11 protein-coding genes and 3 pseudogenes are annotated in these 11,665 nt (G+C 56.7%); 7 read left to right on the plus strand and 7 right to left on the minus strand.

Annotation, left to right across the window (positions count from 1 at the left end; genetic code table 11):
* Window positions 1–39: 39 nt before the first annotated feature.
* A pseudogene (locus tag BLV67_RS33720) lies at window positions 40–135 on the minus strand (transposase domain-containing protein); the annotation flags it as partial.
* Between the two features lie 15 nt (window positions 136–150).
* On the minus strand, window positions 151–1,038 hold the full coding sequence (locus tag BLV67_RS21015; RefSeq protein WP_069785826.1) for a LysR substrate-binding domain-containing protein: 888 nt from the start codon (window positions 1,036–1,038) through the stop codon (window positions 151–153).
* Between the two features lie 110 nt (window positions 1,039–1,148).
* Here BLV67_RS21015 and BLV67_RS21020 point away from each other — a divergent pair, with 110 nt between their 5' ends.
* Complete coding sequence (locus tag BLV67_RS21020; RefSeq protein ID WP_069785825.1) at window positions 1,149–1,484, plus strand: carboxymuconolactone decarboxylase family protein; 336 nt, start codon at window positions 1,149–1,151, stop codon at window positions 1,482–1,484.
* A 6-nt stretch (window positions 1,485–1,490) separates the two neighbouring features.
* Window positions 1,491–1,865 carry a tautomerase family protein gene (locus tag BLV67_RS21025; RefSeq protein WP_065929594.1) on the plus strand — a complete coding sequence of 125 codons (375 nt, stop codon included), beginning with the start codon at window positions 1,491–1,493 and terminating at the stop codon, window positions 1,863–1,865.
* A gap of 52 nt (window positions 1,866–1,917) precedes the next feature.
* On the opposite strand, the gene BLV67_RS21030 is transcribed toward BLV67_RS21025, so the two are convergent.
* The 3 genes from BLV67_RS21030 to BLV67_RS21040 all read right to left on the minus strand — a co-directional run bounded on the left by BLV67_RS21030 (window position 1,918) and on the right by BLV67_RS21040 (window position 4,788).
* On the minus strand, window positions 1,918–2,133 hold the full coding sequence (locus BLV67_RS21030) for a hypothetical protein (protein WP_141722677.1): 216 nt from the start codon (window positions 2,131–2,133) through the stop codon (window positions 1,918–1,920).
* Window positions 2,134–2,235: 102 nt separating this feature from the next.
* Window positions 2,236–3,627: an MFS transporter gene (locus BLV67_RS21035; protein ID WP_065929592.1), complete on the minus strand. Its 1,392-nt coding sequence runs from the start codon at window positions 3,625–3,627 to the stop codon at window positions 2,236–2,238.
* 108 nt (window positions 3,628–3,735) lie between these two features.
* On the minus strand, window positions 3,736–4,788 hold the full coding sequence (locus BLV67_RS21040; protein WP_069788476.1) for a Gfo/Idh/MocA family protein: 1,053 nt from the start codon (window positions 4,786–4,788) through the stop codon (window positions 3,736–3,738).
* Between the two features lie 110 nt (window positions 4,789–4,898).
* On the opposite strand from BLV67_RS21040, the gene BLV67_RS21045 reads away from it, so the two are divergent.
* Both BLV67_RS21045 and BLV67_RS21050 read left to right on the plus strand, forming a co-directional pair.
* Window positions 4,899–5,840: a LysR substrate-binding domain-containing protein gene (locus BLV67_RS21045; RefSeq protein ID WP_065929590.1), complete on the plus strand. Its 942-nt coding sequence runs from the start codon at window positions 4,899–4,901 to the stop codon at window positions 5,838–5,840.
* A gap of 215 nt (window positions 5,841–6,055) precedes the next feature.
* A pseudogene (locus BLV67_RS21050) lies at window positions 6,056–6,666 on the plus strand (IS3 family transposase); the annotation flags it as partial.
* A gap of 106 nt (window positions 6,667–6,772) precedes the next feature.
* On the opposite strand, the gene BLV67_RS21055 reads toward BLV67_RS21050, so the two are convergent.
* Window positions 6,773–6,979 (minus strand): hypothetical protein, encoded by a 207-nt coding sequence (locus BLV67_RS21055; RefSeq protein ID WP_065929589.1) that lies wholly within the window; start codon window positions 6,977–6,979, stop codon window positions 6,773–6,775.
* A 491-nt stretch (window positions 6,980–7,470) separates the two neighbouring features.
* Here BLV67_RS21055 and BLV67_RS21060 point away from each other — a divergent pair, with 491 nt between their 5' ends.
* Both BLV67_RS21060 and BLV67_RS21070 read left to right on the plus strand, forming a co-directional pair.
* Window positions 7,471–8,445, plus strand: a complete 975-nt coding sequence (locus tag BLV67_RS21060; RefSeq protein ID WP_065929588.1) for a hypothetical protein — start codon at window positions 7,471–7,473, stop codon at window positions 8,443–8,445.
* Window positions 8,446–8,879: 434 nt separating this feature from the next.
* Window positions 8,880–9,360 (plus strand): annotated as a pseudogene (locus tag BLV67_RS21070) (GNAT family N-acetyltransferase).
* On the opposite strand, the gene BLV67_RS21075 reads toward BLV67_RS21070, so the two are convergent.
* Window positions 9,357–10,538 (minus strand): MFS transporter, encoded by a 1,182-nt coding sequence (locus tag BLV67_RS21075; RefSeq protein WP_065929586.1) that lies wholly within the window; start codon window positions 10,536–10,538, stop codon window positions 9,357–9,359. The pseudogene BLV67_RS21070 and the gene BLV67_RS21075 sit on opposite strands and share 4 nt — an antisense overlap.
* Before the next feature lie 94 nt (window positions 10,539–10,632).
* Between BLV67_RS21075 and BLV67_RS21080 the strand changes: the two genes are divergently transcribed.
* Complete coding sequence (locus tag BLV67_RS21080; protein WP_176727938.1) at window positions 10,633–11,526, plus strand: LysR family transcriptional regulator; 894 nt, start codon at window positions 10,633–10,635, stop codon at window positions 11,524–11,526.
* The last annotated feature ends 139 nt before the right edge of the window (window positions 11,527–11,665 follow it).

The following is an 11,665-nucleotide window of genomic DNA, read 5'->3' on the forward strand; positions in this document are numbered from 1 at the left end:
ATGAAGTGAGTACAGTCTAACCCAACACACCTTCCGCGATTAAACAGGCGCCCACCTGTGTGGCAGCAACTCAGTAATCTTGCTCGCCCGCTACGTCGGTAGGCGTGTAAGAACGTCCTTCAAGTACGCAAAGGGATTACGCATTTTCAATTATGTCGCAACCGTAAAACGAAACGCCTGTTCCTGCAGGCCCGCTTCGATCAAAGCAGCCAATTGTCGGGCCGCCGCAGTGGGCTCGCCGCCACCGCTGTGCAGCACATAACCAAGACTCGGCACGACGGGTAAACCAGAAACAACACTGAGATGGCTCGGCAACCCAATACGGGTACGCAACGTCACGCCCAACCCCGCAGCGACGGCTGCCCAGATACCCGCCACGCTGGGGCTGGTGAGGGCGATGCGCCAGGGTATTTGCGCGGCGTCCAGCGCCTGGGTGGCGGCGCTGCGAAGTACGCAGGGCGCGTCGAACATTATCAAGGGCAGTGGTGAGTCGTCAGCGGCGGTCGGTAATGGCGTATCGCGCGGCCCGATCCAGTGCATCGGTGTTTCGCCCAGGCGGGTGGCATAGGGCGACATAGGCCCGGTGTCCCAGGTCAGGGCCAAGTCCAGGGCTGCACTTTCGACCAGCGTCAGCAGTTCGGCATTACGGGCGATCCTGACTTCGAGGCTCACCCTCGGGTACGTCTGTACGAAGCGTCGCAGGATATCGCTCAGGAAATGTTCCCCAAAGTCCTCTTGAAGCCCGAAGCGTAAGGTCCCGGCGGTCTGGCTTTGATGCACGCTGTGGAAAATGCTGTCGTTCAACTCCAGTAACCGACGGGCATGGCTCAGCAGTGATTCCCCTGTGGGGGTCAAGACCAGGCCGCGACCGGATTTAGCCAGTACCGGCGTGCCTATCTGCTCCTCAAGTTTCTTTAACTGAGCACTCACGGCAGACGTCGACCGACCGAGACGATCCGCAGCTTTGGCAAAGCTGTTGAACTCCACGCCCGTGACGAAGGTGCGCAATACATCAAGGTCGAAGGTGGGGCGGCGCATTCAATAGTCCACTAATTCCGGATGGTCGAAGCTATTAAATCTGATATTCGGAAGGGTTGCGACTTGATAATTTTCATCCTTCAGATCGGGACATCGGAGGGGAAAACATCATGAATACAGCTATGGCCACTGGGGGAGAGCCCCAGGGCAACTATCCGCAGAAGTTTGCCGAGTTGACCGACAACGTATTGTTCGGCGACATGTGGGCGCGCACGCAACTCAAGCCCCGTGAACGCAGTTTGGTGACGGTGGCAGCGCTGGTGGCGATGTACCGTCTTGAGCAACTGCCGTTTCATTTGCAACGAGCGCTGGATAACGGCGTGAGTACTGACGAACTGGCCGAAGTCATCACCCATCTGGCGTTTTATTCAGGTTGGCCGACGGCTGCTTCGGCGCTGAAGGTGCTGAGCGAACTACAGCTTTGCCTTTCAGAACGTGAGGAGTAAGCGCTGATGCCGTTTGCACGAATTTCACTGCACCGAGGCAAGTCGGCCGAGTATTTACAGGCGTTGTCTCAGGGGTTGCACGACGCCTTGGTCGAGAGCTTCGAAGTACCGAAGACAGATCGATTCCAGGTCATTCACCAACATGAGGTCGGCGAGCTGATATTCGATCCCCACTACCTGGGTGGGCCGCGTAGCCATGACTTTGTGCTGATCGCGATTACTGCCGGCCGTGCTCGAAGTGTTACGACGAAACAGCATTTTTACCGTGATCTGGTCGAGAAACTGGGGCGGGCGCCGGGGCTGAACGCAGAAGACGTGATGGTGGTGATCACCACCACGGCCGGTGATGAGTGGTCGTTTGGGGGAGGGCGGGGCAACTAGGCTTTGAGTAAAACGGGGTCATACCCCAGTTAAATATGATCCCGTTTTTACACTACAGCGCCGGCAGCCGATCCAACGCACAAGTACGTTCTATTTTCGGCTCTTTCGCCGTAGGCACGCGCACCCCCGAGTCGACATTGAATATGTCGATGTAACAGCGGCTCAACGAGCCCGGGACGTCGGCAATCCCGCCTTTGATCACGTAACGTGCGCCCGGCATAAATTCGCTGATAAACGATACGCTGCACGAGCGATTGGCATTGGCCATGCCGCGCATTTCCAAATGCATAGGCTTGCCGGCTTCAAATTGGCTAAGTCCACCCAAATTAGGTGGACAGCATCGCCTTTGGCGTCAGGTCAAGAATGTGAGTTAGCCGGACGTACGAATAGCATCCAGCCTGGACTCGCGGTATTCGGCTTCAGCCGTTGGCAAGGCACCGCGTCTTCCAAGATTCACCATCGGAATCCGTGAGGTCTCCGGGGCGCTCCACGCAGCGATACCTGCCAGTAGCGTGCAGACGCACGTAATACAACCGACTATCAAAGGAATGTTGTCGGTACCAGGGCCCGCGACCAAGGCGAAAAGTGCCGGCAACATCGCGGTGATGAAGAGGCCGGTATTTTGCGCAATCGCCATGGCAGATACACGGTAACGGGTCTCGAATTGCTCAGGAAAAAACGATGGGAATACCGCGTTGTAACCCTGATAGATCATGCCCCACATCACTATCGATGTACCGAAGGCGAGCGGCAAACTGTGGATGCTTATTGCATACAGGTACAGGAAAGACATCAGCCCGCTCCCCACTGCGCTTCCCATGATCAATGGACGACGCCCGATGCGGTCGGACAGGTTTCCTACGAAGGGAATAAGCAGGACGGCTACGATATTGCCGACGACGGGAATCCAAAGGTAAACGCTTTTGTTGAAGCCAATACCGTAAGCGGGCTGCACCGCGTAAGCCGCCCCGAACACGGTGGTGATCACCGGAATGACATTCATGAGGGAAACACCCACCACCACAAGCATGCCACGCCAGCTGTACTTAAACGCTTCAAGCACAGGCGAACGGGGTATGGCCGTCTTCGTCGTTTCGGCGACGAACGCAGGTGGTTCTTCTACTTCACGACGAATGATGAAACCAGCGATCAGCACCACGGCGCTCAGAAGGAACGGGATACGCCAGCCCCAGCTACTAAATGCTTCATCCGACATGAAATAGGCCAATGGCAGGAAGATTGCGGCAGCAAGCACCTGGCCAGCCTGAACGCCTTGCAACGTGAAGCTGCCGAAATATCCGCGTCGGCCGGTAGGCGCATGTTCGAGGATCATGGAGCTGGCTCCCGAGATTTCTCCGGCAACGGCAAACCCCTGGATAAGCCTCAACACTACCAGAAGAATGGGGGCGAGAATTCCGACCTGATGGTAGGTGGGCAGCAGCCCAACCGCCATGGTGGCAAACCCCATCAGGAACATGCAGAGCAGGAGGACATTTTTGCGCCCTCGCGTGTCACCCCAATGTCCGAGAAAGAAAGCCCCGATGGGGCGTGCGATGTAGCCCACACCGTACGTCGCCATCGAAGCCACGATCGCTATCTTGGGATCGGTAGACGGGAAGAAAAGCTGAGGAAAAATGAGCGCCGCCGCCTGGGCGTAAATGAAGAAGTCGTAGTATTCGAGCGCCGAACCGATCCAGCCGCTCGCCGTCGCCTTTTTTGCCTGTCGCGAGCGATGCTGCTTGCTGTCCAATGACGTAGTCATATCTGTTTCCTATTGTTTTTGTTATTGATCTGGCAGAGCCGAGCCGGACCGCCACTGTCTGGCGATATACAGGACAGGGAAAATCCCACTCACCTCGGATGGTGTGGATCAGGTAAGGTCAGTGCAGACAATCGCTCCGGTTTTTGCAGCTTCGGCGATGGCCTCTGTGATGATCAGATTTCTCAGGCCGTCTTGCACTGTGACCAGAGGCTCTTCAAGCCCTCGAATAACCTGGCAGAAATGCTCAAGCTGAATTTCCAGTGGATCCCGACGTTCAACGTCGGCAGTCGCCGCTTGGAAAGGCTTCCACCACGAACGATCTTCAACTCGTGCGAAATATTTGAGCCGCATGGTCGGCACTGAAAGCGACCCATTTTTTCCGCTGATTACGTAGCAATCCTCATCGTCGTAAGAGGGATAGCTTGCGTTCTCCTGGGACGTCTGCTCCCAGCTGCGCGCGCAGCCCGCAGAATCCGATAGAAGAAACGAGCCCAATGCTCCGTTTTCAAAGCGCAGGCCAATGCACACCGTGTCTTCGACAGGAAAGCCGCGCGCGGAGCTCGATTGCATGGCTTGGACGGCAACGATTTCGCCGCACAAGGAGCGCAAGTTGCCAATCTCGTGAATCATGTTGATCAGGATGGGTCCACCACCCTCCTGTCGGCGCCATACGGCGGCATCGAAATAGTCATCCGGCTTGTAGAACATGGCGCTCCCTTGCACCGCGACAATATCGCCGAGTACGCCTTCGCCGATTATCTCTCGCGCCTTGGCGAGGATAGGACTGTGTGCTCTATGGTGCCCTACCAGCAGACGCGCGCCCTTTGATTTCGAGGCGGCAAGCAGACGCTTTCCTTCTTCTACGCTATGGGCAACAGGTTTTTCGATCAAAGCGGCTACGTCTGCGTCAATGCACTGCAAGGTCTGGGCAACATGCAGAGCGTTGGGAGTGGCAAGTATCACGCCGTCCGGTTTGATTTTGTTGAAAAGGGATGCCAGATCAGGGTACTGAGCAACGCCAAGGGATGTCAGGTGGTCGGCCGGGATCGTCATTGGATCAACGACTGCAACCAGTTCGCAAGACTGACTCGCTTGCACCAGTTCGATGTGGCGGCGACCGATCAGGCCAACACCGGCCACGGCGATTCGGATTTTGGACATTGTTTGATCTTCACAGGTTTTATTTTTGTGTTTCTGATGAGCATCACTGCCTCGTCAGATACTGTTAGGATCAAGACTACTATCCCCTCCGAAGGTCATAATTGGCTCAAATGGAATATCAGAATTCTCTATTACTGAACAATGATCCCTTCCTTCGGGACCTTCTGCTCTTCACAACGATTGCCCGGCGTTCGAGCTTTGTAAGCGCGGGCGCCGATTTGGGAATCTCGCCAGCTCACGTCAGTAAACGGGTCGCGACACTTGAGGAAAGCCTCAACTGTAAGCTTTTCAACCGGACGACTCGCCGGGTCACCATTACCCGTGAAGGCGAGACAATGCTGGTCTGGGCGAAACAGATTCTGGAAAACGTGCATGGCATGCTGGAGACGTCCCACGGTGATAGGGTGGAGCCCAGAGGCCTGTTGAGGATCAGTACCAGTCAAAGATTAGGCCGTTTCCATATAGCCCCGATTCTCGCGTTACTACGCAAGCGATACCCAAAACTTGAAGTCTGGCTCGAGTTGATGGACAGGCGCACGGACCTGACGAGTGAGCAATTCGATATTGATATTCGCGTTGGAGATGTGACAGAGCAGAATTTGATTGCCCGCAAAATCGTCAGCAGTCAGAGAATTCTGTGCGCGGCCCCCAGCTATTTGGCCGAGCGAGGTTACCCAGCTTCGTTGCCAGACCTGGCACACCACGACTGCCTGCTATTTCGCGACAGGGACAGCAGTTTTGGCATATGGCGCCTTGAAGGTCCTATTGGAATGGAAACAGTGAAGGTTACGGGGCCTATGGCTTCGAACAACAGCGATATCGTTCGCGAATGGGCGCATGACGGTTTGGGGGTCATCATGGCGTCCATATGGGACGTTGCCCCCAGTTTCGAGGAGGGCAAACTCACACGGCTGTTACCTGCCTACCATCAATCTGCCGATGTTTCAGCTGTCACTACGGTGCGCGCATCACAGTCCGAAAAAATAAAAGTGTGCCTCGAATTTCTAAGTGAGCAGTTGACTACTGGCCCTTACGCCCTCGGACGGATATGAAGAAGGGATGTTTGAACAATCGCGGAAAACCGACGTGATCGACTGGGCACTGGGTGACTCAACGTCGCCTCAGAGTAAGCGTCGTTAAACCTATAGAACGATGGGAACGAGCCGAGCGCTTACGAGCCTTCATAAAAGCGGTAGAAGATCGGCTGAAAATTGCCCCCGACCGCAGATCAAGAAATGGCAAATTCTTGGATCGACTGGGCTCCCTGCGGCGCCGCTCACCCGATGTTGCACGGCTTCAATTGCGTAGTCGTGTCAGTGAGCTGTTCTCACAAAGTCGCAGTGCTGCGGGCAGTCGCAGCATTTTGTCGCTGATGCGTGAAGACGGCGAGCAGATCGGTCGATTCAAAGTGCGCAGCTTGATGCGCGAGCTTGATTTAGTCAGCAAACAACCCGGCTCCCATGCCTACAAACGAGCAACAGTAGAAAGACTGGATATCCCGAACACATTGAACCGCGAGTTCGACGTGCCAACGTCCAATCAAGTCTGGTGCGGCGATATCACCTACAGTTGGGCGCAAGGAAAGTGGCATTACCTGGCTGTCGTCCTGGATTTTTGTACGCGTCGGATCGTGGGCTGGGCGCTGTCGGAAAAGCCGGACGCTGAGCTGGTGATCAAAGCGCTGGAAAGGCTTACGAGCAGCGTGGCAGGCCCTCGGATCTGCTATTCCACTCGGACCAGGGATCGCAATATGCAAGCCAACTCTTTCGCCAGCGTTTGTGGCGATACCGCATGCGCCAGAGCATGAGTCGACGAGGGACCTGCTGGGGTAACGCACCGATGGAGCGCGTATTTCGCAGCTTGAAAACAGAATGGATTCGGCTCCAGCGCGGGCCGTTTAACGTCGTGCCCGGGATTAGTTGCCCACTACACTGGGCCTTCATGCTGGTCCATGTCCTGCAGCGCGTACGGGCCGCGAGGTTGCTTACATAATGAAAGTGATAGCCGAATACTGCAGGGTTTCTGGACTGCTTGCGGTTGGCCTTTCGATCACTACGGAATCAGCGTTGATTTCGACAATTTTTTCCTCCCTCTCTGTCTGTTTGTTGGGAAAGTCAAAGTATCCAGTCAGATTAACCAGCTGCCCAACTCCGAATTTATTCAGCTTGGTTTGTGCTTCTTTGTTGTCCATTTCGGAAGACCTCAAAAGTGTGTCGTTAAGGTACAGGTGCCCCCAAAGGTTAAACGCTTTAAATTCAAGGGTGAGCTGTAAGAAATGACAGTTTTTTAGACGGTTTTGGAATTGAGGTCGTACGTGTCAGTTGGTTTCGGAAATCGGGGTCACGGAAATCGGGGTCAGACCCTGAGGGATCCCTGAGGGGCTGACCTCGTTTTACTTCAGGCACATATGACCCGCTTTTACGCTAGAACGCCGGCAGCCGATCCAACGTACAAGTACGTTCTATTTTCGGCTCTTTGGCCGTGGGCACGCGCACGCCCGTATCGACATTGAATATGCCGATGTAACAACGGCTCAGCGAGCCCCAGAGCGTCCAGTGCGTAGGCATGCACTTAGAGTGAAGTAGTCCGTTTCTGAAACGTTAAAACCACCCCTCTTCACGTCTTACCTCCGCTGTGGCGCCTTCTTATAGTCGTGCGCCTCAGTCACTTGGAGGTGCACGCATGCAGGGACCCTACGCATTTATCAATGAACATCCCCAGCCTTATCCATTGCTTAAACTAAGCCTGGCGCTTGATCCGCATACGCAGACCAAATTCGACATCCTCAACCAGCACATCCGCAACACGGTGGTGTTGCCGGGGCAATTGGTGATCATTGGAGATAGCCGGACCGACGCTTGCACCGCTGAAGAGGCACAGCTTATGCGCTCGGCGCTGAATATAAAGCTCGCCCTGTTGGCGTACTCGGCAACCGACTCATTCCTGATCAAAAACTATGATCAGTTGCAGGCCATCTTGACCTATTCGTCCCTTGGCATCGGCAGTGCCAGCAGTGCATGGAGCAAGCATTTGGCGCAAGTCGAGAAGACCCTTATCGAAATCGAGAGTTTGCACAAGCAGTACTTGAGCAAAGGCACCACGGGGGCAAGGGAGGAGTTTTTGGTTAAGCGAAGAGCGCTGTTTGCCACGTTGGATAGCCAAATCTCGGGCATGGCGCGCTTTGGTACGGGGTTGAGAAACGAAGGTTCGATTAAAAAGGTGTTGGGGATTTCCAGTAAAAGCTATTGGCACCATGGAGACATTCGTGGGTATGAGGAAAGGGTCAAGCGTTTGGCCAAGGCCTCGCAAATATTGAAGAAGGGGACTTACATTGGCATAGCGCTGGATGTTGGGGCGACGGCGCTGGAGATAACGGAGGCGTGTTCCACAGGGCGTGAGCAAGAGTGTACGCAGGCGAAGTATGTTGAAGGGGGTAAATTGGTGTTGGGGGTGGGTGGTGCATCTGTGGGCGCGGCGTTTGGGGCGCCTATCGGTGTCGGCGCCTGCATGATTGTTTTTGGCATACCCACAGCGGGTGCCGGAGCGTTGGCATGTGCCATTGTCGGCGGTGCCGCAGGTGGATTTGCCGCAGGTAAAGCCGGAAGCGTCTTGGGAGAAGGCACAGGGAAATTTCTCTATAGGACGGCGGGGGATTAAATGGTCTTTGAATATATCGGCATGTGCGCTGGGGTCGTCATGATATTGAGCTTACCTCTGGTTTTTTGTGCCATGTTCAAAAAGCTCGACGCTGCAGAACGTTACGTGGAGAGCAGTGCTTACATTACTGTGCACAGGGATATTTTTCGTCATGCGCCCTTTGATGGAAGGCCCCAGCGGCTGGTTGCTATGGCTATCATCATTCTTATTCCAAGCATATTTCAGTGGAGGCGTTTAGTACGGGTTGAGGACGTTGAAAAAATCCCACGACATCTCAAGTACTGGATGGTCATTCCGACACTGATTGCTTTCACATCCGTTACCGTCATGTGTATCAGTTGGCTATTGATATCACGCTAATTCCCCTGGGATGTGGCGGCTCATGCCAGGCTCTCTATACTGGCCGTCCCAGGATGCTAGTTCGAGCGCAGACTATGCCCGTCACACCCAATCAAAACTCCCCAATCATTTTGGTCCAGGCTCAAGAACGTGACTTGGATGGTCTGGTAGCCATTCGAATCGAGGCCATGCGTGAAAGCCTGGAGCGTGTTGGGCGATTTGATCCAGTGCGCGCGCGAGCGGTTTCTTGGGGGTTTTGAAGCTCGCAACACACGCTACATCGAGGCATCTGGCGAGCGGGTTGGTTTTGTAGTGGTCAAGCATCACCACAATGAGCTCTTGCGTGACCATTTGTATGTGAGACCGGGCGCGCAAGGATCAGGTGTAGGGTCTGCGGTGCTCATTCAAATTTTCAAAGAGGCGGATGCAGCTGCGCTCCCCATTAAAGTGGGTGCTCTCAAAGACAGCGCTTCGAATCGCTTTTATATCCGCCATGGTTTCCAATTCATCGAAAGCAGTGAATTCGACCATTATTATGTTCGCCGGAGTGTTCCGGCGATTGGCCCAGCTGGCTAGCTGGACGCCTGATTGACGGCTAACACTCCTCTCGCCCTCGACCGCCAAGCAAACCCCACCACCATCAACAACCCCAACCCCGCCATCCCAGCCCCCGCCAGCGAAATCGCCGGATACCCCCAGCCCGCGTTAATCACCACACCGCCCAGCGCTGCCCCAATCGCATTGCCAAAATTAAACGCCCCGATATTCACCGCCGATGCCAGGTTAGGCGCGTCCTTGGCCGCCTCCATCACCCGCATCTGCAACGGCGGCACCAGGGCAAAACTGGCCACACCCCATATCAGGATCGCCACCGCGGCCGGCAACGGCCAGCGCATCAGCACGGTAAACGCCAGCAACACCACAATCAGCACGCTCAGCGACACGATCAAGGTGCGGTCTATCGAGCGATCCGCAGCCTTGCCGCCCCACAGGTTGCCGAGGGTCAGGCCCACGCCGAACAGCACGAGCATGGCGGTGATGTAGGCAGTTGAGGCGTGGGTTTCGCTGCTGAGAATGGGCGCGATGTAGGTGAACACGGTAAACATGGCGCCCGAGCCGATGACGGTGAGGGCCAATGCGCCCAGCACCGGGCCGCGGCCCAGTACGCGAATTTCGGCCATCACGCTGACGTGTGGCGGCGCCTTGAGGTTGGGCAGGGCGAACCACAGCGCGGCCATGGCGATGACGCCGAGGCCGGTAATGCCCCAGAACGCGGTGCGCCAGCCGAACAGTTCGCCGAACCAGGCGGCCAGCGGCACGCCGCCGATGGTCGCGAGGGTGAGGCCCATAAACATCGCGGCCACCGCGCCGGCGCGTTTCTCCGGGGCGACCACGCTGGCGGCGACCACGGAGCCCACGCCAAAGAACGCGCCGTGGTTCAGTGAGGTTACGACCCTGGCGACCATCAGGCTGTAGTAGTCGGTGGCCAGGGCGGACATCAGGTTGCCCAGGGTAAAAATCGCCATCAGCCCGATCAGCAGGTAGCGCCGAGGGATCTTGCCGGTGGTCAGGGTCATCAGTGGCGCGCCGAGCAGCACGCCCATGGCGTATGCACTGACCAACAGCCCGGCGGAAGGAATCGAGACGCCGAGGTCGGCGGCGATGCCCGGCAACATGCCCATGGGGGCGAATTCGGTGACGCCGATGCCAAAGGCACCCATGGCGAGTGCAACTAAAGGTGGATTGATACGCATGGAAAGCTCCTTATCTATGCCGCCAATGCTACGATCCGGCGTTTAAAGGCGGTAGATGGCGTTTTTGGCAATCACCTTTGCGTAAGAGGCACAAATGGATTTCAACGGCAGGTCGGGTGAGATGTTGGTGTTCGCCAGCGTGGCGCAGGAAGGCAGCCTGTCGGCGGCGGCGCGTGCGTTGGGGCTTACGCCGTCGGCGGTCAGCCGGATCATCGCGCGCGCCGAGCAACGCCTTGGCACTCGGCTGCTGTTGCGCACCACTCGCGCGCTCACCTTTACTGCCGAGGGCGAGGCGTTCCTGCGCGGGGCGCGGCGTATCCTGGCCGACATGGACGAGGTGGAAGAGGCGATTGCCGACCAGGGCGTGCCAAGGGGCCGGTTGCGGGTCAGTGCCGCCCTGGGCCACGGGCGTATGACGATCGTGCCCTTGGTGGCCGCCTTCAGTGCGCGTTTCCCGAACATCGTGGTCGACCTGACCCTGGGCGACGAAGTAGTCGATATCCTCGGCGGCCAGGCCGATGTGGCGATACGTTTTGGCCTTCTGCCCGACAGCCCACTGACCGCGCGCAGGCTCGGCGAAACCGGCCAGGTGGTGGTGGCCTCGCCCGAGTACCTGCTACGCCACGGCACCCCGCAGCAACCCGAAGACCTGCTGCGGCACAATTGCTTGCGCTTCAACTTTCGGCGTGCCGAACCCAACTGGCCGTTTATGCGCGACGGCCAGGGGTTTTCCCTCAAGGTCAGCGGCAACATCGAATGCAGCAGTGGTGAAGCGCTGGCACAGCTTGCGCGTGTGGGGGCCGGTATTGCGCGTATCGGTGAGTTCACCGTCAGCGAGGATTTGCGCCGCGGCGAGCTGATACCGCTGCTGCAAGCCTGGAACCCCGGCGACGTTGAGCCGATTCACGCGGTGTTCGTCGGCGGCGCGGCGATGCCGGCGCGGGTGCGCTTGTTTGTGGACTTTTTGCTCGAACATCATCAGTTGTAAGCGTCTGCGTGGGGCCACCGTGAGGCGCGGCAATATGAACCGTTCTCGTGCGCATAATCTGTTGCTGCGCCGGTTTATAACTACTTGTATCCTTGCTCGCGAAACAGGGCGAATGGCTGCCGCCGGTGCCCAGGTCCAC

The organism is Pseudomonas salomonii (assembly GCF_900107155.1).
In the GTDB taxonomy this organism is placed as follows: Bacteria; Pseudomonadota; Gammaproteobacteria; order Pseudomonadales; family Pseudomonadaceae; genus Aquipseudomonas; species Aquipseudomonas salomonii.